General features: G+C 60.9%; 16 protein-coding genes. 11 read left to right on the top strand and 5 right to left on the bottom strand.

The genetic code is table 11. From position 1 onward, the window contains the following. The first annotated feature begins 8 nt into the window (after positions 1–8). From BW14_RS05220 to BW14_RS05200, 5 genes are all read left to right on the top strand, one after another. On the top strand, positions 9–2,582 hold the full coding sequence (locus tag BW14_RS05220) for an RNA helicase (RefSeq protein WP_044088646.1): 2,574 nt from the start codon (positions 9–11) through the stop codon (positions 2,580–2,582). A gap of 63 nt (positions 2,583–2,645) precedes the next feature. Further along, the gene (locus BW14_RS05215) at positions 2,646–4,025 is read left to right on the top strand and encodes a replication-associated recombination protein A (RefSeq protein WP_044088645.1); all 1,380 of its coding nucleotides are present in this window, start codon (positions 2,646–2,648) and stop codon (positions 4,023–4,025) included. A 73-nt stretch (positions 4,026–4,098) separates the two neighbouring features. Beyond that, positions 4,099–4,818, top strand: a complete 720-nt coding sequence (gene mtrA / locus BW14_RS05210; protein WP_044088644.1) for an MtrAB system response regulator MtrA — start codon at positions 4,099–4,101, stop codon at positions 4,816–4,818. A gap of 26 nt (positions 4,819–4,844) precedes the next feature. Next, positions 4,845–6,686 carry an MtrAB system histidine kinase MtrB gene (gene mtrB, locus BW14_RS05205; RefSeq protein ID WP_140464576.1) on the top strand — a complete coding sequence of 614 codons (1,842 nt, stop codon included), beginning with the start codon at positions 4,845–4,847 and terminating at the stop codon, positions 6,684–6,686. Then, positions 6,683–8,407, top strand: a complete 1,725-nt coding sequence (locus BW14_RS05200; RefSeq protein WP_044088643.1) for an LpqB family beta-propeller domain-containing protein — start codon at positions 6,683–6,685, stop codon at positions 8,405–8,407. Before mtrB ends, BW14_RS05200 begins: the two co-directional genes overlap by 4 nt. Before the next feature lie 90 nt (positions 8,408–8,497). On the opposite strand, the gene BW14_RS05195 is transcribed toward BW14_RS05200, so the two are convergent. Then, complete coding sequence (locus BW14_RS05195) at positions 8,498–8,767, bottom strand: hypothetical protein (protein ID WP_044088642.1); 270 nt, start codon at positions 8,765–8,767, stop codon at positions 8,498–8,500. Positions 8,768–9,054: 287 nt separating this feature from the next. Here BW14_RS05195 and BW14_RS05190 point away from each other — a divergent pair, with 287 nt between their 5' ends. From BW14_RS05190 to BW14_RS05165, 6 genes are all read left to right on the top strand, one after another. Beyond that, entirely contained in the window at positions 9,055–10,044 is a 990-nt protein-coding gene (locus BW14_RS05190; RefSeq protein ID WP_044088641.1) for an ABC transporter substrate-binding protein, read from the top strand. A 142-nt stretch (positions 10,045–10,186) separates the two neighbouring features. Next, the gene (locus tag BW14_RS05185; protein ID WP_140462526.1) at positions 10,187–11,725 is read left to right on the top strand and encodes a sugar ABC transporter ATP-binding protein; all 1,539 of its coding nucleotides are present in this window, start codon (positions 10,187–10,189) and stop codon (positions 11,723–11,725) included. A gap of 1 nt (position 11,726) precedes the next feature. Beyond that, complete coding sequence (locus tag BW14_RS05180) at positions 11,727–12,797, top strand: ABC transporter permease (protein ID WP_044088639.1); 1,071 nt, start codon at positions 11,727–11,729, stop codon at positions 12,795–12,797. Beyond that, complete coding sequence (locus tag BW14_RS05175; protein WP_044088638.1) at positions 12,794–13,813, top strand: ABC transporter permease; 1,020 nt, start codon at positions 12,794–12,796, stop codon at positions 13,811–13,813. The genes BW14_RS05180 and BW14_RS05175 overlap by 4 nt, the downstream gene beginning before the upstream one ends. Before the next feature lie 646 nt (positions 13,814–14,459). Then, positions 14,460–15,956 carry an MFS transporter gene (locus BW14_RS05170; RefSeq protein ID WP_044088637.1) on the top strand — a complete coding sequence of 499 codons (1,497 nt, stop codon included), beginning with the start codon at positions 14,460–14,462 and terminating at the stop codon, positions 15,954–15,956. Between the two features lie 63 nt (positions 15,957–16,019). Further along, on the top strand, positions 16,020–17,006 hold the full coding sequence (locus tag BW14_RS05165) for an NAD(P)-dependent oxidoreductase (RefSeq protein ID WP_044088636.1): 987 nt from the start codon (positions 16,020–16,022) through the stop codon (positions 17,004–17,006). Positions 17,007–17,085: 79 nt separating this feature from the next. Here BW14_RS05165 and BW14_RS05160 read toward each other — a convergent pair whose 3' ends face one another. From BW14_RS05160 to BW14_RS05145, 4 genes are all read right to left on the bottom strand, one after another. Further along, positions 17,086–17,508 (bottom strand): hypothetical protein, encoded by a 423-nt coding sequence (locus tag BW14_RS05160; RefSeq protein WP_044088634.1) that lies wholly within the window; start codon positions 17,506–17,508, stop codon positions 17,086–17,088. Positions 17,509–17,801: 293 nt separating this feature from the next. After that, positions 17,802–18,467: a TM2 domain-containing protein gene (locus tag BW14_RS05155; protein ID WP_081886601.1), complete on the bottom strand. Its 666-nt coding sequence runs from the start codon at positions 18,465–18,467 to the stop codon at positions 17,802–17,804. Positions 18,468–18,658: 191 nt separating this feature from the next. Then, entirely contained in the window at positions 18,659–18,964 is a 306-nt protein-coding gene (locus tag BW14_RS05150) for a YhbY family RNA-binding protein (RefSeq protein ID WP_044088632.1), read from the bottom strand. A 49-nt stretch (positions 18,965–19,013) separates the two neighbouring features. After that, positions 19,014–21,491, bottom strand: coding sequence for an energy-coupling factor transporter ATPase (locus BW14_RS05145; RefSeq protein WP_044088631.1), 2,478 nt, complete (start codon positions 21,489–21,491; stop codon positions 19,014–19,016). Positions 21,492–21,506: the final 15 nt, after the last annotated feature.

Here is a 21,506-nt window from a genome sequence, read left to right as displayed (position 1 = left end):
GGGGGACTATGACTGACGAGAAGGAATATGGATCGCTGGGACGTCTGGCCCCCGAGTGGGATGGCGACGGACGACAGCGCAATCTCACCGCCGACGATATCTACGAGCGGTTCTTCGGCTGGGTGCAGGAGGTCAAAGGCATCGAGCCGTGGCCGCATCAGGAGGAGGCCATCATGGACCTGCTCGCCGGCGACCATGTGATCCTCAACACGCCCACCGGCTCCGGTAAATCGCTGGTGGCGCTCGGCATGCATTTCGCCGCCTTGTGCACCGGCCGGCGTTCGTACTACACCGCACCGATCAAGGCCTTGGTCTCGGAGAAGTTCTTCGATCTCGTCGAGGTGTTCGGGCGCGACAACGTCGGCATGATCACAGGCGACAGCCATATCAACGCTGACGCGCCCATCATCTGCTGCACCGCCGAGATTCTCGCCAACCAGGCGCTGCGCGAAGGCGTCCATGCGGACGTGGGGCTCGTGGCCATGGACGAGTTCCATTACTACGGCGACCCGGAACGTGGCTGGGCATGGCAAGTGCCTCTGCTCACCCTGCCACAGACCCAGTTCCTGCTGATGAGTGCCACGCTCGGCAACGTGGACGCCGTGGCCGACAAGCTCGCTGACCTCAACGACACGCCCGATGTGGACGTGATCGCCGACGCGCCTCGTCCGGTGCCGCTGAGCTACGAGTACACGCTCGACCCGCTCGAGAAGACCGTCGAACTGACCTTCCGCAACGGTGAGACGCCGATCTACGTCGTGCATTTCTCGCAGGACGCCGCATTGGAGACCGCGCAGGCGCTCGCCTCCACCGGCGTGTCCAGCAAGGAGCAGCGACAGGCCATCGCGGATGCCATCAAGGGGGTGAAGTTCACGACGGCGTTCGGCAAAATACTCCAACGGCTGCTGCGCACCGGCGTCGGCATCCACCACGCCGGCATGCTGCCACGCTACCGCCGTCTGGTCGAGCAGCTCGCCCAGCAGGGCCTGCTGCCGGTGATCTGCGGCACCGATACGCTGGGCGTCGGCATCAACGTGCCGATCCATTCGGTGGTCCTGACCGCCCTGACCAAGTTCGACGGCACGAAGATGCGGCGGCTCAGGGCCCGTGAATTCCATCAGATCGCAGGCCGCGCCGGCCGTATGGGCTTCGACACCGAAGGATTGGTGATTGCCGAGGCCCCCGAATATGAGATCGAGAACCAGAAGGCGCTCGCCAAGGCAGGCGGCGACCCGAAGAAGCTCAAGAAGGTCAAGCGCAAGAAGGCGCCCGAAGGATTCGTGACCTGGAACGAAAACACGTTCGACAAACTCATCGACGCCGAACCGGAGACCTTGGTCCCGCATCTCAAGATCACGCATTCCATGGTGCTCAACGAGGTCGCGCAGGGCGGCGACGCCCGCGCCCGCGTCGAGGACCTCATTGACGACAGCGCCCAGACCCCGGAGCAGAAAGAGCATTTGCATCAGCGCGCCGACGAGATCTTCCAGACCCTGTTCGACACACAGGTGATCGAAACCGAGGACAGGCAGGACGGCGGCAAGGACTATTTCATGACCTTGGACATGCCGGACGATTTCGCACTCGATCAGCCACTCTCCCCGTTCCTGCTCGCCGCCCTCGAACTGCTCGACCCCGAATCAGAGACCTATGCGCTGGACGTCATCTCGATGGCCGAGGCCACGCTCGAAGACCCCAAGCAGGTATTGCGCGCCCAGGAGCGCCAGGCGCGAGACAAGGCCCTCGAGGAGATGAAGGCCGACGGTCTCGACTACGACGAGCGCATGGACAAGCTGCAGGAGATCACCTATCCCAAGCCTCTGGAGGACATGCTCGAGGCGGCGTTCGACCAGTACCGGCATGACGTGCCATGGGCGAACGATTACTATCTGAGCCCCAAATCCGTGGTGAGAGACATGGTGGAGACCGCCTCCGACTTCACCGGATATATCGCCCGATACAATATCGCCCGCTCCGAAGGCACGCTGCTGCGCTACCTGTCGGACGCCTACCGCACGCTGGCCCGCACTGTACCGCCTGAGAAATGCGACGAGCAGCTGGAGGACATCATTTCCTGGCTGCGCGTGCTCGTCCGCTCCATCGACTCCTCGCTGGTGGACGAGTGGGAGAACGCCGGAGATTCCTCAGCTCAATCCGAGGCTGCCGCATCCCTGGCCGCGCCCGGCAAAAAGAACCAGGTGGTCGAGGACCGGCGAGGGCTCATCGTGCTGGTTCGCAACGCCCTGTTCCGCCGTGTGCAGCTCATGGACCTCGACGACCCCGACAAACTCGGTGCGCTCGACAAGGACTGGGGCTACGGCGTACACGAGTGGGAGGACGTGCTTGACGACTATTACGACGAGCACGAATACGTCGGCATCGGTGCGGACGCGCGTTCGCCCAAGCTGTTCATGCTTGACGACCGGCATGAGCAGGACGAGCACACATGGAAGGTACGCCAGATCATCGACGACTCCGATGGCGACCACGATTGGGCCATCGAAGGTGTGGTCGACCTCGACGCGACCCAGGACACCGGCGAAGTGGTCTTCTACGACTACAAGGTGGGCAACGGGGACTGAATTCGAAATATGCACGAATCATCATATCGAACAGATGTTCGAGCCGTGCTGTAGGGTGGAACCATGAGTCAGAACGATCTGTTCGGGGCGTCGGATGCGCCGGAGACGATGACGCGGCCATTGGCGGTGCGTATGCGGCCGCGCACATTGGATGAGGTCATCGGGCAGCGGCATGTGCTGGGGGAGGGCAGTCCCCTGCGCCGCCTCGCCAATCCGGCCAGCAAGGGAAGCCTCACGGCCCCAAGCTCGGTGATTCTCTTCGGTCCGCCCGGCGTCGGCAAGACCACGCTCGCCACCATCGTCGCCGGGCAGTCCGGCCGCGTGTTCGAGGAGCTCTCGGCCGTGACCAGCGGCGTCAAGGATGTGCGTGACGTGCTCGTCCGCGCCCACGAACGTCTCGTCTCGCGCGGCCAGGAGACCGTATTGTTCATCGACGAGGTGCATCGGTTCTCCAAATCGCAGCAGGACGCATTGCTGCCTGCTGTGGAGAACCGTGACGTGACCTTCATCGGAGCCACCACCGAAAACCCGAGTTTCTCGGTCATCAAGCCGTTGCTGTCCCGTTCGGTGGTCGTCAAGCTCGAATCCTTGGAAGCCGACCAGCTCACCGAGCTCGTGCACCGTGCGCTGGACAGTGAACGAGGGCTTAAAGGCGAAGTCAAAGCCACTGATGAGGCCATAGCCGACATCGTGCGCATGGCCGGAGGCGACGCGCGCAAATCCCTGACTATCCTCGAGGCTGCCGCCGGTGCGGTCACGGGGGACGAGGCCCGCAAGAAGGGCGCCCGCCGCCCCATCATCACACCGGACGTCGTCGCCAACGTGATGGACACCGCCACCGTGCGCTACGACAAGGACGGCGATGACCACTACGACGTGATCTCCGCGTTCATCAAATCGATGCGCGGCTCCGACCCGGACGCCGCCATCCACTACTTGGCCCGCATGATCAGAGCCGGTGAGGATCCACGGTTCATCGCCCGACGCATCATGATCGCGGCGGCCGAGGAGGTGGGGCTCGCCGCTCCGCAGATCCTGCAGGTCGCCGTCGCCGCCGCCCAGGCCGTGGCCCTGGTCGGCATGCCAGAGGCGCGCATCATCCTCGCCGAGGCGACCATCGCAGTGGCCACGGCGCCCAAGTCGAACGCCAGCTACAACGCCATCAACGCCGCGCTTGCCGACGTGGACGCGGGAAAGATCGGCGCGGTGCCGCTGTATCTCAGGAACGCTCCCACCAAGCTCATGAAAGAATGGGGCAACCATGAGGGATACAAGTACGCGCACGATTGGCCCGGCGCCGTGGCGCCTCAGGAATACATGCCCGAGATGCTGCGCGGCACGGAATACTATCATCCCAACGATCGCGGTTACGAGCATGAGGTGAGCCAGCGCCTGGCGATAATCCGACCAATTCTGCATGGCGAAGATGGCGGGAAGAGGTAAAGTGTAACGGAACAGTGAAGTGTTCCAACGGTGGTGTAGGGAAATCGGTGCGAACAGAGGAGCGTGGAAGGGCATGTCGGTCATTCTCATTGTCGACGACGATCAGGCCATCGGCGAAATGCTGAGCCTCGTATTGGAGAACGAGGGATTCCAGACCGTCACCTGCACGGACGGCCTTCGGGCGGTGGAGATGTTCCCGACGGTCAAGCCGGACCTGATTCTGCTGGATGTCATGCTTCCCGGGCTGGACGGCACTGAAGTGGCCCGTCGCATTCGCCAGACCTCGAATGTGCCGATCATCATGCTTACTACGAAATCGGACACCACCGACGTGGTCGCGGGTCTCGAGGCGGGAGCGGACGACTATGTGCCCAAGCCTTTCAAGGTGGCCGAGCTTCTGGCGCGCATCCGTGCCCGTTTCCGCATCGCCGCACCAATGTCGGCGACTGGTGGGTCAGAGACGGCTGCGAACGCCGCCAATGTCAATCATGTCGAACGTGGCGGCATCGTCATCGACCGTCTGGAGCATACCGCCACCAAGGACGGCAGGGACCTGGGCCTGACCCCGATGGAATTCGAGCTGTTGTTCGTGCTCGCGGCGGCTGCGGGTGAGGCCATCAGCCGCTCGGCGTTGCTGCATGACGTGTGGGGGTATGAGAGTTCGGGCGACACCCGATTGGTCAACGTGCATGTGCAGCGCCTGCGCGCCAAGGTGGAGGATGATCCGGAGAACCCGCAGATCATCCAGACCGTGCGCGGCATTGGCTACAAGTTCGTTACGCCTGAGGGCTGACGGTGTCTGACTCCAAGACGCCGAAGATGAGCGGGGATACGGGGCGCCGGGAGCATCGTGCCGAGCCGGTGTCTCGCCATAGATTCAGCGTCAGGCGTCTGTTGCGCCATGGCCGATCTGAAGTGCGACGTTCATTGCAGGCGCGTACAGTGGCCCTGACAGTGATTTTGACGCTATCGGTCGCGGTAGTGTTCTCCGTGGTCTCCATGGTGTCTGTACGCGCCTCATTGCTGACTCAGACCACGTCACAATCCCAAGCCGATTTCTCCAATATGGTCGAACAGGCCCAGAACAATCTGGACGCTTCGGATGCCACCACCACGGTGCAGATCCAGCAGCTGGTCAACGATCTGGCGTCCAACCTGCAATCGGACGGCTCCTCCAATCTCGTGGGCGTCTACCTGTGGAGCCGTAAATCCACGGCGCGTTCCATCATCCCGGTGTCCACAGAACCGACGTATGAGGATGTGATCACCGCAGACATGCGTTCCGCGGTGGCCTCCGACCTTGATGGCAATGTGTTCTATCAGCCGGTGGGGCTATCCATCGCCTCGGATGTGATGACCGGGAATACACCGGGAGCCGTGTTGGGGACGGTGCTTGATTACGGGCTGGCGGGAGACCTCGAATTCTTCGCTGTGTATTCATATACGTTGCAGCAGCAGTCACTCACGCAGATTCAGCTGAGTCTGCTGACTGTTTGCGCCATGCTGTCGATAGCGGTGGGCGTGGTGATGTGGCTGGTGATACGTGGCATCGTGCATCCGGTGGAACGTGTGGCCGACGCCGCGGCGACGCTGGCCTCGGGTGATCTGGACACGCGTGTCAAGGTGGATCGCAAGGATGAGCTTGGCGTTCTGCAGCGGTCGTTCAACAGTATGGCCGATTCGCTGAATCAGAAAATCGATGAGCTTGAAGAAGCCAGCGCATCCCAGAAACGGTTTGTCTCTGACGTCAGCCATGAGCTGCGCACGCCGGTGACCACGATGCGGATGGCTTCCGATCTCCTGGAGATGAAAAGGGATGGTTTCGATCCCGCCTCGCGGCGCACGATCGAACTGCTGTCCGGACAGATCAACAGATTCCAGGACATGCTCGCAGATTTGCTTGAGATCTCCCGGTACGATGCCGGATACGCGGCATTGGATGCCGTTGATGCCGATGTGCGTGATCCGGTCAATGACGCAGTGGATCAGGTCTCCGGCATCGCTGCGGCAAAACATGTGGAGATCCGGACCATGCTGCCCAACGTGCCGGTATGGGCCAAAGTGGATGTCCGACGCGTCACACGTATCATCCGCAACCTTCTGGCCAATGCCGTCGATTTCGCGGAAAACGGGCCGATTGCGGTTCGTATCGCCGCCAACCGCAAGGCCGTGGTCATCAGCGTGCGCGATTTCGGCGCAGGCATGGACGCGGATACCGTGTCTCATGTGTTCGACCGGTTCTGGAGGGGCGACCCCTCCCGCTCGCGCATCACCGGAGGTACGGGTCTGGGGCTTTCCATCGCGATGACCGATGCGATGCTGCACCATGGTTCAATCACCGTGCGCTCGGCGATCGGCCAAGGCACTTGGTTCCTGGTAGCACTGCCGTGCGATCCGCGAGGAGCTCATCTGTCTGAAGGGGACCTGCCCATCGCGTTCCGCGGAGCCGATGCTGACGACTTCGCGGTGACTGGAGGATTCGGTGTGGCGGCGAGCCCGGTCGCCGAACGCGGGGAGATTGCGGCGGGACATCCGCCATCGGATACGGTTCAGGCTCGGGTTCAGGCTTGGGTTCAGGCTCGGGCTCAGGTTCAGGCTCAGGCGTCCGCGGACGATGCGCATTCGGAAAACCAGCCCGATGACAATGGAGGTCCACAATGAACAGATGGTGTCGTTCAGCGGCCTCTCTGGCCATGGCGCTCGTGTGCTGTCTGACGGTCAGTGCATGTTCGAGCCCTCTGGCATTGCCGTCCAGCGGCAATGTGCAGACGCTTGAACCCATGGAACAACAGTCCCGTCGTGTCTATACCAATCCACAGGGGCCGGTTGAAGACGCACAGCCGGAAAGCATCGTCAAAGGGTTCTATGACGCCATGCCGGCAGGCGTGCAATCCGACGGATACCACGTGGCCCGTCAGTTCCTAGCCTCGTCGGCCTCGGCGGCATGGGACGGCGATGGTGCGGCGCTGATCTACAACGGCACTCCTGATTTCCGGCGTCGCGCCAATACTCTGACATCGCCGCAAGGTACGGAGAACTCTCTGATTGTGGAGGTCGAGCTTCAGGTCGTCGGCACATTGGACCAGAACGGCTCATACCGTCCGGTGCACGACAGCGAGCCACGCAAGATCCCGTATACACTGGTCCAGCATAAAGGGCAATGGCGCATCTCCCGTTTGGACGATGGCGTGGTGATTTCCGTCGCTGATTTCGATCAGGTCTTCCGTCAGGTCTCGGTGTATCAGGTGGCTTCCTCGGGCAAGCAGATGATTCCGGACGTGCGCTGGCTGAGCTGGCGCAATTGGCGCGCGCGGGCGGTCCTGGAGGTGCTGGGGGATGTTCCGGACTGGCTGCGAGGCGCGGTGAAACAGGCGGACGTGTCCTCGATATCGTTGACGACTGATTCGATTCCGGTGCAGAACAATGTGGTCGAAGTGAGACTGACCAGCGGCATCAATGCGATGAGCGATGAGGATCGCGCCATCCTCGTGCACCGCATCAGATTGACGCTTGGTGATGGGGGCACCGGTTATTCATTGAAGGTCACCGGCGACGGTGTGGATTATTCGGATGCCGATACGAACCTCAAGCTCGGCGTCGATCAGCCTGCGGTCGGCGTATATACCTTGACCGGAGGCCACATCGTTTCCCTGTCCAGCTCCAGCCCATTGCGCATAGCGGATGTGTCGGATGCCGAGGATGCGTCAGGCCTCGCATATTCGGCGAATGGGGGAGCGGTGCTCCACTCCAATGGCATCGCGGAGTGTCTGAACGCGAATGGCGGATCCTGCGGCACGGCATTCGGTGGCGCGAGGCTGAAATCACTGACTTCCGGAGCGGACGGCGAGGTGTGGGGAGTCGGTGAAGACGGACGGACGCTGTACGTGTTCAGCGATGGGAAAACCGTGCGACTCGAGATTCCCTGGCTTGATTACGGGGGGCAGGTCTCTTCGGTGAACGTCTCGCCGGAAGGTTCGAGGCTGGCATTGGCCATCGATGGCGGTGCGTTGAGCGGCGTGGCCGTCACCGGGGTCATACGGGATTCGTCCAATACGGTGACCGGGTTGAGCGATGCTGCGGCGTTGGTCTCCCAGGTGCAGCATGTGGCCATGCTGACGTTCTATAACGACCTCAATCTGGTGTACGCCACCGAGGTGTCTGCCGACGGCAATCAGGCTGCGTACCGTCAGATCGTGCCGGGGCCGGCGGTCAACCAAAGGCTGCCCGAAGGTTCGATAGTGTCGATGGCATCCGGGCAGATCAGTTTGTACCGTCGTCTTGCCGTACTCGACAGCACCGGCAATGTCCGTTCGGTGTCCGGGTCGTTGGACGGATCCTGGTCCATAGCCGATAGTCAGGTTGACGCTCTGGGCTCCCAATGAAGTGACAAGGAACAACAAATGAGCCTCCTCATGTATGAGGAGGCTCATGATGAAACCGGCTGCGAGGCGGGAGCGGCTGTGGCAGGCGGATCAGATGCCGCCGTACTCCTTCTTGAACAGCTCGGCGGGCACCTCGGAGTTCAGCGGCACCTCGTAGATGAGGTATTCCATGTTGAACGGGATGTTGAACAGGTGGCGGGTCACGCCATACTCTTCCTTGGTGCCCAGGAAGTTGAAGTTGTCGGGGCATTCAGGCTCCCACTTGGCCAGCAGGTCAGCGGCGTCGCCGATGGTCTCCGCCACGCCTGCCAGATGCTTGACGCCATCCACCTGCTTGAGGATAAGGAACACGGTCTTCATAGTTTCCCTTTCTGTGAACTGTATTGCGGCAACCTTGTCGCCCGGCTGACGGGCGGCATTGCCACCGTGCAACCATGTACCATTATGGCGGAAAATCGGCATGAATTCGCCGAAATAGGGCGCATTCGGGCCACTGTTACCAATTTGTTATAAACCTGTTATCAAACTGTTATCGCTCACGATTGAACAATGCGCCTGTTCGTTCCATACTGATAACTGTCGATGACATGGAGTCATCAATGTGGATGGAAGAACATCCAGAGAATATTGCTCGAGGAGGAGTTTTCATGAAGAATTGGAAGAAAGCCATTGCTCTCGTTGCTTCGGCTGCCGCTCTGGTGAGCGTCGCGGCCTGCGGTTCCAGCAACAATGCCGGTGGCAGCAGCAGCGATGGTGGCAAGAAGACCGTCGGCTTCGTGGCTGTCGGCCCTGAGGGCGGCTTCCGTACCGCAAACGAGAACGACATCAAGTCTGCGTTCGCCGACGCCGGCTTCGAACTGGTCTACTCTCCGACCCAGAACAACGATCAGCAGAAGCAGATCCAGGCATTCAACAAGTTCGTCAACGACGAAGTGGACGCCATCATCCTGTCCTCCACTGAGGATTCCGGTTGGGATGACTCTCTGAAGAAGGCCGCTGAGGCCGAGATTCCGGTCTTCACCGTGGATCGTAACGTCGAAGTCAAGGACGACGCCGCCAAGAAGGCCATCGTCTCCCACATCGGACCGTCCAACGAATGGGCTGGCGAGCAGGCCGCCGAGTTCGTGAACAAGAACTTCCCGGACGGCGCCAACGGCTTCATCCTGGAAGGCCCCGCCGGCCTGTCCGTGGTGAAGGACCGTGGCACCGGCTGGTCCAACAAGATCGGCTCCAACATCAAGGTCCTCGAGTCCCAGTCCGCCAACTGGTCCACTGATGAGGCTAAGACCGTGACCGCAGGTCTGCTCGACAAGTACAAGTCCGACAACCCGCAGTTCATCTTCGCCCAGAACGACGAGATGGGCCTCGGTGCCGCTCAGGCCGTTGACGCCGCCGGCCTCAAGGGCAAGGTCAAGATCATCACCATCGATGGTACGAAGAACGCCCTGCAGGCTCTGGTGGACGGCGACCTCTCCTACGTGATCGAGTACAACCCGATCTTCGGCAAGGAGACCGCTCAGGCCGTCAAGGATTACCTGGATGGCAAGACCGTCGAGAAGGACATCCAGATCGAGTCCAAGACCTTCGATGCCGCTTCCGCCAAGGAAGCCCTGGACAACGGCAGCCGCGCATACTGACGGCAACCCGATCCTGATGCAGACGAACCGAACTGAGTGAATGATGGTGTGAGAGGGATTCCGAATCCTTCCACACCATCACTCATGTTCGGCCGAAACATCACAAAACGATAACAAATCCCTTTTCGTTTAAGGCAAAGACATGACTGATAAAACCCCTATCGTCGTGATGAAGGGCATCACGATTGAATTCCCGGGCGTCAAGGCTTTGGACGGTGTCGACCTGACCCTGTACCCGGGCGAAGTGCACGCTCTCATGGGTGAGAACGGTGCAGGCAAGTCGACCATGATCAAGGCTTTGACCGGTGTCTACAAGATCGACGCCGGCTCCATCACCGTGGAAGGCAAGCCGCAAAGCTTCAACGGCACGCTCGACGCCCAGAACGCCGGCATCGCCACCGTATACCAGGAAGTGAACCTGTGCACCAACCTTTCCGTCGGTGAAAACGTGATGCTGGGCCATGAAAAGCGTGGTCCGTTCGGCATCGATTGGAAGAAGACCCACGAAGCCGCCAAGACGTATCTGGCGCAGATGGGTCTGGAATCCATTGATCCGCACACCCCGCTGAGCTCCATCTCCATCGCCATGCAGCAGCTGGTCGCCATCGCGCGCGCCATGGTCATCAACGCCAAGGTGCTGATTCTCGACGAGCCGACCTCCTCCCTGGACGCCAACGAGGTGCAGGACCTGTTCAAGATCATGCGCAAGGTGCGTGACTCGGGCGTGGCCATCCTGTTCGTCTCCCACTTCCTCGACCAGATCTACGAGATCACCGACCGCCTGACCATCCTGCGTAACGGCAAGTTCATCAAGGAGGTCATGACCAAGGACACCCCGCGCGACGAGCTCATCGGCATGATGATCGGCAAGTCCGCCGCCGAGCTGAGCCAGATCGGCGCCAAGAAGTCCCGCCGCGAGATCGAGCCCGGTGAGAAGCCGCTGCTCGAGGTCAAGGGCCTGGGCAAGAAGGGCACCATCAACCCGGTTGACCTGGACATCTACAAGGGCGAGGTTGTCGGCTTCGCCGGCCTGCTGGGCTCCGGCCGTACCGAGCTCGGCCGTCTCCTCTACGGCGCCGACAAGCCGGATTCGGGCACGTACGAGTTCAACGGCAAGAAGGTCAACATCTCCGACCCGTACACCGCCCTGAAGAACAAGATCGCCTACTCCACCGAGAACCGTCGTGACGAGGGCATCATCGGCGACCTGACCGTCCGCCAGAACATGCTCATCGCCCTGCAGGCCACCCGTGGCATGTTCAACCCGATTCCGAAGAAGGAAGCGGACGCGATCGTGGACAAGTACATGGAGGAACTCAACGTTCGTCCGCGCGACCCTGATCGCCCGATCAAGAACCTCTCCGGTGGTAACCAGCAGAAGGTGCTGATCGGCCGCTGGCTGGCCACCCACCCCGAACTGCTCATCCTCGACGAGCCGACCCGTGGTATCGATATCGGCGCCAAGGCCGAAATCCAGCAGGTCGTCCTCGACCTTGCCTCCAAGGGCATGGGCGTCGTCTTCATCTCCTCCGAGCTTGAAGAGGTCGTGCGCCTGTCCGATGACATCGAGGTCCTCAAGGATCGCCACAAGATCGCAGAAATCGAAAACGGCGACACGGTCTCCCAGGCGACCATCGTCGAAACCATCGCCAACACCAACGTGAACGGAAAGGAGGCGTGAGATGGCTGAAAAGGCAAAGGAAGAGGGCAATGCCCTCGTCAAGAAGCTGCTGAGCAACAACCTGACCTGGTCTGTCGTCGCATTCATCCTGCTGATTGTCATCTGCACCATCTTCCAGCATGACTTCCTCGCTCTGAGCTGGAACACCAACACCGGTGGTCTGGCCGGCCCGCTGATTACCATGCTTCAGGAATCCGCGCGATACCTGATGATTGCCACCGGCATGACCCTGGTCATCTCCACCGCAGGCATCGACCTTTCCGTCGGCTCCGTCATGGCGGTGGCCGGTGCCGCCGCCATGCAGTCCCTGTCCAATGGCGTGAACGTGTGGGTGTCTATCCTGATTGCCCTGCTCGTCGGCCTGGTCATCGGCTGCGTCAACGGCGCTCTGGTCTCCCTGCTTGGTCTCCAGCCGTTCATCACCACGTTGATCATGATGCTCGCAGGCCGTGGTATCGCCAAGGTGATCACCTCCGGTGAGAACACCGATGCCTCCGCAGTCGCCGGCAACGAGCCGCTGCGCTGGATCGCCAACGGCTTCATCCTGGGCATCCCCGCCAACTTCGTCATCGCCGTCGTCATTGTGATTCTTGTCGGCCTGCTGTGCCGCAAGACCGCAATGGGCATGATGATCGAGGCCGTCGGCATCAACCAGGAAGCCTCCCGTATGACCGGTATCAAGCCGAAGAAGATCCTCTTCCTCGTGTACGCCGTGTCCGGCTTCCTTGCGGCCATTGCAGGTCTGTTCGCCACCGCATCCGTGATGCGCGTCGACGTGGTCAAGACCGGTCAGGACCTCGAAATGTACGCCATTCTGGCGGTCGTCATCGGCGGCACCTCGCTGCTCGGTGGCAAGTTCTCCCTCGCCGGCTCCGCTGTCGGCGCTGTGATTATCGCCATGATCCGCAAGACCATCATCACCCTCGGCATCAACGCCGAAGCAACCCCGGCCTTCTTCGCCGTCGTCGTGATTGTGATCTGCGTGATGCAGGCTCCCAAGATTCACAACCTGGGTGCGGCAATGAAGCGTAAGCGCGCGCTCAAGGCTCAAGCTAAGGCGGTGGCAGCATGACAACAGCTACGGCAAACAAGGTAAAGGCTCCCAAGAAGGGCTTCAAGCTCGATCGTCAGATGATCCCGACCCTCGCGGCCGTCGTGATCTTCCTGCTGATGATCATCATGGGACAGGCACTGTTCGGCACCTATATCCGACTGGGCTTCATCTCCTCCCTGTTCATCGACCACGCATACCTGATCATTCTGGCTGTGGCCATGACACTGCCGATTCTGACCGGCGGCATCGATCTGTCCGTCGGCGCCATCGTGGCCATCACCGCAGTCGTCGGCCTGAAGCTGGCGAACGCAGGTGTACCCGCCATCCTGGTCATGGTCGTCATGCTCCTGATCGGTGCCGTGTTCGGTCTGCTGGCCGGTACTCTGATCGAGGAATTCAACATGCAGCCGTTCATCGCGACCCTGTCTACGATGTTCCTGGCCCGTGGTATCGCCTCCATCATCTCCACCGACTCGCTGACCTTCCCGGACAACAACAACTTCGCGTTCATCGCCAACGAGATCAAGATCATCGACAACCCGAAGATCTCCAACGATCTGTCCTTCAACGTCGGCGTGATCATCGCTCTGATTGTTGTAATCTACGGATACATCTTCCTGCATCACACCCGCACCGGTCGCACCATCTACGCCATCGGCGGCTCGCGCTCCTCCGCGGAGCTCATGGGTCTGCCGGTCAAGCGCACCCAGTACACCATCTACCTGACCTCCGCGATCCTTGCCGCCTTGGCCTCCATCGTGTACACCGCGAACATCGGTTCCGCCAAGAACACCGTCGGTGTCGGCTGGGAGCTCGACGCTGTGGCCTCCGTGGTCATCGGCGGTACGATCATCACCGGTGGCTTCGGCTACGTGCTCGGCTCTGTGCTCGGCGCTCTGGTCCGCTCCATCCTCGACCCGCTCACCTCCGACTTCGGTGTGCCGGCCGAATGGACCACCATCGTGGTCGGCCTCATGATCCTCGTCTTCGTGGTGCTGCAGCGCGCCGTGATGGCGGTCGGGGAGAAAAAGTAGCGTAGCCCGCGCTACCGGGCCGAAAGGCCGTCTCCCTAAGGACGCTGCAAGACAACTGAATATCGGAAACTGAATAACGATAACTGAATAGGCGGGTGCCATCCAGGCCTCTCCGAGGTCATTCCTGGTCACGGCAGTGGCCCGGTGCATCACCCGCCACCTCTTTCTTCTCCTTATCTTCCTTTCATCGCACTGTGGGGCGCGTTCCCGGGTTCATAACCCAGGGGCGCGCCCCACAGCGTTTTTGGTATCTGGTAATCCCATGGTTTGGCTGTGGCGTTTGTCATATGCGGCTCGATTGTTTTGGCCTTGGAATCTATTGGTTTTCTATGTTGGATTTCTTGCGGTGGGGAGGTTCCGGAGAACAAGGTCTAGGCGCAAATGAGTCAAGTACACAAGATTCAAGATGATGTGGAGCGTTTCGTGAATCCTTGCGGTGTGGACGGGTGGCGATGGTGAGTTGATGTTCGGATGGCAATGCCCGAGTCTGCCATGAGCCCTAATATTCCTTGATGGCGGTAACGGGATGCGTTTGCGCGAGAAGCGACTCGCTCCTATCTGTACCACAGCAATACAGCACTGCACACGCCGGTTGGTAAACCTGACTTCCAGACGTTTCACAATGATGATGTAGAGGAGACCTATCATGTCCCAATCGCAGCGGCAGCCCGATTCCGCCGTCGTCCAGAACTCCGCAGACAGCGAGCGCATTCCACCGCGACTCATCGGCGCCATCGTGGCCGTGGGATCGCTGGCCTTCATCGGCATCCTCACCGAAACCGTGATGACCGTGCTCTTCCCGGCATTGATGCGCGAATTCAACGTCGACACCGCAACCGTGCAGTGGATCACCACGATCTACCTGCTGTCCGTGGCGGCCTCAATGCCGATCAGCTCGTTCCTCAAGCGCCGGTTCCGACTCAAGGCCATCTTCCTGGCCGCTGTGGCGCTCGGCGTCACCGGGTCGCTCATCATGATCGTGGCGCAGGCGTTCCCGCTCATGATTCTGGCCCGCATCATCCAAGGCGTCGGCTCCGGCGTCGCCACGCCGCTGATGATCAACATCATCCTCGAGCAGTCGCCGCGTTCCAAGATCGGCCGTCTGATGGGCGTGGGTTCACTGGTGATCACCGTCGCCCCGGCTATCGGCCCGACCGTGGGTGGCGCGGTGACCAGTGTGCTGCCGTGGCGTGCGATTTTCGTTGGCGCGGTGCCGTTGATGCTCATCGCCGCGGTGATCGGCTGCATCTGCATTGAACAGCGCACGCCCACCGAAGACGCCTATCTCGATCCGGTCCAGCTGTGTCTGATCGTCCTGGCGCTGGTGGGACTCGTCCTCGCCCTGAATCAGGGCGGCGTGGCAGTGAGCGCGGCGGTGAGTGGGGGAGTGACCGCAAGGCCCGGCATCATCGCCGTAGTGAGTCTCATCGTGGGCCTTGGCTCCCTGATCCTGTTCGCCAAGACCTCCCAGCGTGCCTTCTCCCCGTTGCTGCGGCTGGGTATCCTGCGTGACCCAGCCGTGCTGCTCCATGCCGTCGCTTATCTACTGCTGCCGCTGGTGGGCATCGGCTATGGTTATGTGATCACCAATGTGTCGCAGCTCTCACTCGGCACGTCCGCTTTCGTGGCCGGTTCGCTGGTGCTGCCCGGTGCGTTGATCGGTGCTGTGTGCGCGCCCGTGGGCGGTTGGTTCTATGACCGGTTCGGTGCGGTCAAGCCGATTCTCATCCCACTGGGCATCGCAATCCTGGGACCGGTACTCATGCTGGTCTTCTCCATGCATCTCACGCCCGGTCTGCTGGCTGGATTCTATTTCATCTTCGGTTTCTTCTACGCCATCGGCAATGCGAATGTGATGACCAGCGGCCTGTCCGAAGTGCCGCATGAGTTCCGTCCGGACGGCAACGCCATCTTCAACACCTGCCTGCAGTTCGGCGGCGCAGCGGGTACAGCCCTGTTCTCCACCGTGCTGACCGTGGCCCAGGCCGGTGCCGGGGCCGAGGGAACGCCACGGTTCGCGCACGCCACCGCAGTGGGCGGTGCATGGACCTTCGCCGTGATGATCGTGATCTGTCTGATCGGATGGGGGTGTCTGGCGTCCGCCTTCCGCATCCGTGCGCGTCGTGGGGCCATAAAGGTCTGACGCAGGCGCAAGGCAAGCGCATTGTTGACACAATATCCGTACTGACGCCTAGGTTGTTGGAATATGGGAATCGAGAACACGGATAAGCTGATAGTCAACTGTCTGCCGCTGAACGAATCCGAGCGTCAGGCGTTTGCCAAGGCCGCGCGGGACGTGCCGCAGCAGTTTGTGGGGTGTGAGGCACATCGTGGGGATATGGTCTGGCCTGTGGAGGTTCCTGACGAACTGAAATACCGGGCCACTGCGGTCATCGGCAACATTCCGGTGTCCGAGGTCGGGCGATACGCACGGCTCGAGTGGCTGCAGACATTCAGTGCAGGAGTGGATCCGTATCTTCGGCCCGGCGTATTGCCGCGTGGCGTCATGGTCACCAGTGCCAGCGGCGCATATGGACAGAGCGTATCCGAGCACATGTTCGCCATGATGTGGGCGCTGATGAGGAACATCAACCGGTATGCCTCCAACCAACGTGACCGTCGGTGGGAAGACGTGGGGCGGGCGCTGAGCCCGCAGGGTGGCATCGCGCTCATTATCGGCACCGGGGACATCGGTTCGCATTTCGCACGGCTGGTACAAGGAGTGGGCATGCGCACGTTTGGTGTACGCCGTCATCCTGAGGTGCCTGCGGAAGGCATGGAGAAGATGTACGGGTTTGAGCGCTTGGATGCGTTGCTGCCGTTGGCCGATGTGGTGGCGCTCGCGGTCCCGCATTCGCCCCAGACCCATCATCTGCTAGATGCCAGACGTCTTGCAAAACTCAAGGACACTGCCATTGTGATCAACGCCGGTAGGGGAGACGCCGTCGATGCGGATGCGCTTGCCGCTGCATTGCGGGAGAACCGTATTTGGGGTGCTGGTCTGGATGTCACCGAACCTGAGCCATTGCCCGAGTCGAGCCCGCTGTGGAGCGAGCCGCGATGCCTGATCACCCCTCACGTGGCGGGAGGCAATCATCTGGAATCCACGGGCGATCGCATCATCGGCATCGCGTTGAACAATGTGTCCCGTTACGCGCACCATCAGGAGTTCATCAACCTCGCCTGTCGATGAATGGCGGTGGCGACATAACAAAGGGGTGCGGACGTCGTTGTCCGTACCCCTTTTACGTGATGATGGCGGGAAGCGCCAATCACCACTGGTTCGCGCCGGTACCCTCGAACTTCACGGTGAAGCCGCGCTGGTAGTGCAGGAACATGGCGGCACCGTAGCGATCCACCTCACGGTGGGTGAACAGCATGCGGATGGCGAAAGCGGTCTGCACGTCCTCAGGCAGCGCAAGGAAAGCCTTGTGCGCATCCCAGTACGGGTGTTCGGTGATGGCGGCATCCGGCACGTAGGCGTAGCCGTAGCCGTCCTCGTTCACGTAACCCATGAACGGCAGATCCCATGCGTTGTGGTTGGTGAGCTGCTGCTTGAAGTACTCGACCTCGTCCAGCGCCTGGTCGCTGATGCCGAACTTCTTGGCGACCTCGTTGCCGTGGGATGTCTTGGTGTCCGCATCCTTGTTGAACAGATCGGGGTCTACGATGATGACTTTCTCCTGCTCCGCCATGATTGTTCCTTTCGCCGGAAGCTGCGCATGCCATAGCATGTGGTGTTCGATTACGTAGTTAAACGCACATCTTCAATCCTTGCTCAGATGGGCAAGGATGGGCACATTGGCTTGTGCTGGTTCCTTAGAATAGCAGCAAAAACGGCTTAATTAGGCTGATTAACGAACAATTCATATGGTGGTAACCGCTTTGGGGCGTTGTGTGAGATTTCTGGCGTTCGGTGTTCTTTTTGTATAAAAGCGAACATTTGCATTGTTTGTTTTGGTGGCGTATTGGATATAGTGCTGACCACTTAGTCAATAAGCTCCAGACCATTGGCATCGCGATGCCATGGAGAACCATACTGGCTGGTCAGAATCAGGATGCCCTCCACCAGTCCCCAGACGGCGGCTGCGATGGGTCCCAATCCCAACAGCACCCATCCGACCAAGGTGAGCAGCAGCTGAGCCACGGCCTTGCCGGTGTTGCCCAGATAGAAGTTGTGCACGCCCAGACCGCCCAGGAAGATGCCGAGAAGCCCTGCGGCCAGTTTGGATTTTTGGGAATAACCGGCGCCGTACTGCGGAGCGCCATACTGTGGAGCCCCGTACTGCGGAGCCCCGGGCTGTGGGGCTGCATATTGTGGGGTGCCATATTGCGGAGCGCCGTACTGTGGGGCTGCGGGCTGCGGCGCGCCATACTGCGGTGCGCCATACTGCGGCTGGGTGTATGGGTTCGCGGGTTGCGCATACGGATTGGGCTGGGCCGCCGTCGGCTGGCCGTAAGGCGCGTATTGCGGCTGCTGTGGTTGCGCGTATTGCGGTTGCTCCGTCTGGGCATATGGTGTCTGTTCCGATTGCCCATAGGCGGGTGCGGCCGGAGCATGTGCGGACGATGGGGAAGCCTGGGGAGTGTTCTCCGCTGGAGTGTCGGGTTCGGGATTGGTCGTGTCGTACGGTTGTTGTGCGTTGCTCATCATCAGGTCCCTTCTTGAAACTGCGGCATCACATAAGTCGCATGGAGCTGTGATGCATACGTCATTGATACACATCTTCTCATATTTCGTCCCGAATAGGATGCGTGACAGGCGATACCGCCCTGAACACATCGGAAGGTCGGTGGGTTTCCCTCACCGACCTTCCGATGTGTCAGCAATACCGTATACGAGGCTTATTCGCGCACCAGCTTGATGTGCTCGATATCCTCGCGCTGTGAAGCGCGGTAGAGGACGAAGCGGTTGCCGATGGACTGCACCACTTCCGCACCCAACTGGTCGGCGAGATCGGCGGCGGCCTCCTTGGCGGTCATGCCGGAACCGTCCTGCACGGCGCATTTCATCAGCTCATGCGCCTCGATGGTCTCGTCGGCCTGCTTGATGGCGGCTTCCGTGAGATCGTTCTTGCCTACATAGAACAACGGCTTGAGTGAGTTGGACAGTGCGCGCAGCTGCTTGATTTGCTTCTTGGTCAATGCCATGGGTTCATCCTTACGTCAAGTAACCACAACAGCATAGCCGCCGGGCCGGTCATGCGAGGATGTTCATGGCGATGATCGCCGCGATATAGCAGACGATTATCATCGTGAACGCCGCATCGCGCCAGCTCGGGGAGAAGACTCGCCAATGCGTGCGCGTGATGCCCTCCTCATAGCAGCGCGCGTCCAATGCCAGACTGAGATTGTCGGCATGGCGCAAGGTGCCGGCGAACACGGGCACGATGATTGCGCTCATCGCTTTGACGCGCTGCGGGAGCGATCCGGTTTCCACTGTGCCTCCGCGTGCGGCCTGAGCGTTGATGATCGATGTGGTCTCGCTGGTCAATGTGGGGATGAAGCGCAGTGCCAGGCTCATCACCAAAGCGATTTCCTGCGTGTGTATGCCGAGGTGCCGCAACGGTTTGAGCAAGGACGCGAAGGCGTCGGTCATGGCGGTCGGCGTCGTGGTGTTCAGGAAGATCGCACCCATGATGATCACCAATGCGAAACGACAGGTGTACAGCACGGCGATGGTGACGCCGTCGCCGGTGATGCTGAACGGTCCCCATGCCACGAGCGTGGGTCCTGTTCGCACGACCACCAGGTTGGCGAGGCTCATCAGCGCCAGCAATGCCAGAATCGGGTGGATGGCGGCGATCAGACGCAGGGGATTGAGGCGTGCGGCGGCAATCATCCCCAAGGTCAGGGCGATGCCCAAACCAAGCTGAATCGGCGTGTTCACTGCGAACATGGTGAACATCGCGGCGAGGAAACAGACCATCTTCGCGCGGGGGTCCAGTCGCTGCATCACCGATTGCTTGGTTGACGTCGGGTGTACGGCTTGTATGGCCGATTGCCCGGCGGACGACGGGGCCTGCGCGCTCGAAGTCGCAGTGTGTGTTCCAGCTTGCGCGAGATCGGGACGGACGCCATCCGATGCCATGGGGGCGTCATGCGCGTCGGGCATCCGCACCACTCGGTCCGCCAGTGCATACGCTTCCGCACGGTCGTGGGTGACGATCAGCATGGTCACCCCCTGTGCCTTCAGGGTGCGGATCAGCTCATGTATCCTCGAAGTGGCGTGCACGTCAAGGCTTGCCGTGGGCTCATCCATGATGAGCACATCCGGCCGGCACGCCACCACGCCAGCGATGGCGACAAGACGCTGCTGCCCTCCGGAAAGATCGAAGGGGGAGCGGTCCGCCAGATGCGCGATGTGCAGCATCTCCAACGCCTGCTTCACACGTTCCTGCACAGTGGACTCGCCCAACCCCTGGTTGCGTGGCCCATAGGCCACGTCCTCGGCCACCGTATCGGCGAACAGCTGGTGTTCGGGGTGTTGCATCACATACCCGACATGGCGTCGCAGCTCCGCCAGTTGCCTGCGGTTCGCCAGACGGGGCTTGCCGTTGCGTCGTGTGCATGCGGTCGCCGTCATACTTGCGACCGGAACGCCGGCGACTTCGACGCTGCCGACCACAGGCTTGGCCAGCGCGCACAGCAGGCGCGCCAACGTGGATTTGCCCGAACCGTTGGCACCCATCAGCGCCACGGTCTTGCCGGCATCCATATGGAAGGAGAGGTCTCTGATCACGGTCCGCCCGGAACCATATCGGTAGCTCAGATGCCGCACTTGGATGGCCGGAGACATTGCGGCGGGCTCCTTCTGTCCCAGCAGCGGCAGTGGTGAGGTCGGTGCGGCCCCCGCGGCAACGGTACCGACGGCGGGGTCGGGGCATGTTATGTCGGCAGTAGCTGGGACTACAGTGCCTGCGCCGTCGGTCCCATGTGGTTCGGCATCGTGTGGTTCGGCATCGTGTGATGCCGCGATTGCCGTGATATGGCCGCCTTCCATGTGCACTACACGGTCGGCGTGCAGGGTCTCCATAGGTCTATGCGTCACATGGATGATTGTGGTGCCCCGAGTCTGCAGCGTATCGAGGATGGCCATGACCTCGCCACGAGCCGTCTCATCCAGCATGGCGGTAGGCTCGTCGAGCACCAGTATCCGTGAATTCATGGCCAACATGCCGGCGATGGCCGTGCGTTGCTGCTGCCCGCCGCTCATACGGGTCGGATCGGAACCCCGGTGTGAGGACAGGCCCACGGATTCGAGCGTTCTCGCTATGCGCATCCCGATGTCTTCGCGGGGGATGCCGAGGTTCTCCGGTCCGAATGCGATGTCATCCTCCACGATGGTGGTGACGATCTGATCCTCGGGGTTCTGGAACACCATGCCGATGCCCCTGCGCGCCGCACGATAGGCGTCGGCATCCGGGCCGGAGTCCGAGCCGAACACGTGATGCCCCAACAGGGTGATGTCACCGCCGTCTGGGGCGGTCAATCCCGCAATCAGCCGAGCCAACGTGGACTTGCCCGAACCGTTAGGACCCACCAGACAGATTCGCTCCCCGGGTTGAATGGTCAGGGATACATCATCCAGCGCCCATGTGGCGCCATGGTCGTAACTGAATCGGACATGGCGCAATTCGGCGATGGGTGACATGTCCGGGGAGTGGCTATCGCTCATGAATCACTTCCTGGG

The sequence above is a fragment of the Bifidobacterium sp. UTBIF-68 genome (assembly GCF_006408855.1).
Lineage (GTDB): Bacteria > Actinomycetota > Actinomycetes > Actinomycetales > Bifidobacteriaceae > Bifidobacterium > Bifidobacterium reuteri.
This window is presented reverse-complemented; position numbering and strand designations above follow the sequence as displayed.

Coding starts and splice junctions, on each gene's coding strand:
- BW14_RS05220 (WP_044088646.1), top strand. CDS start 9: ATGACTGACGAGAAGGAATATGGATCGCTGGGACGTCTGGCCCCCGAG.
- BW14_RS05215 (WP_044088645.1), top strand. CDS start 2,646: ATGAGTCAGAACGATCTGTTCGGGGCGTCGGATGCGCCGGAGACGATG.
- mtrA (WP_044088644.1), top strand. CDS start 4,099: ATGTCGGTCATTCTCATTGTCGACGACGATCAGGCCATCGGCGAAATG.
- mtrB (WP_140464576.1), top strand. CDS start 4,845: ATGAGCGGGGATACGGGGCGCCGGGAGCATCGTGCCGAGCCGGTGTCT.
- BW14_RS05200 (WP_044088643.1), top strand. CDS start 6,683: ATGAACAGATGGTGTCGTTCAGCGGCCTCTCTGGCCATGGCGCTCGTG.
- BW14_RS05195 (WP_044088642.1), bottom strand. CDS start 8,767: ATGAAGACCGTGTTCCTTATCCTCAAGCAGGTGGATGGCGTCAAGCAT.
- BW14_RS05190 (WP_044088641.1), top strand. CDS start 9,055: ATGAAGAATTGGAAGAAAGCCATTGCTCTCGTTGCTTCGGCTGCCGCT.
- BW14_RS05185 (WP_140462526.1), top strand. CDS start 10,187: ATGACTGATAAAACCCCTATCGTCGTGATGAAGGGCATCACGATTGAA.
- BW14_RS05180 (WP_044088639.1), top strand. CDS start 11,727: ATGGCTGAAAAGGCAAAGGAAGAGGGCAATGCCCTCGTCAAGAAGCTG.
- BW14_RS05175 (WP_044088638.1), top strand. CDS start 12,794: ATGACAACAGCTACGGCAAACAAGGTAAAGGCTCCCAAGAAGGGCTTC.
- BW14_RS05170 (WP_044088637.1), top strand. CDS start 14,460: ATGTCCCAATCGCAGCGGCAGCCCGATTCCGCCGTCGTCCAGAACTCC.
- BW14_RS05165 (WP_044088636.1), top strand. CDS start 16,020: ATGGGAATCGAGAACACGGATAAGCTGATAGTCAACTGTCTGCCGCTG.
- BW14_RS05160 (WP_044088634.1), bottom strand. CDS start 17,508: ATGGCGGAGCAGGAGAAAGTCATCATCGTAGACCCCGATCTGTTCAAC.
- BW14_RS05155 (WP_081886601.1), bottom strand. CDS start 18,467: ATGATGAGCAACGCACAACAACCGTACGACACGACCAATCCCGAACCC.
- BW14_RS05150 (WP_044088632.1), bottom strand. CDS start 18,964: ATGGCATTGACCAAGAAGCAAATCAAGCAGCTGCGCGCACTGTCCAAC.
- BW14_RS05145 (WP_044088631.1), bottom strand. CDS start 21,491: ATGAGCGATAGCCACTCCCCGGACATGTCACCCATCGCCGAATTGCGC.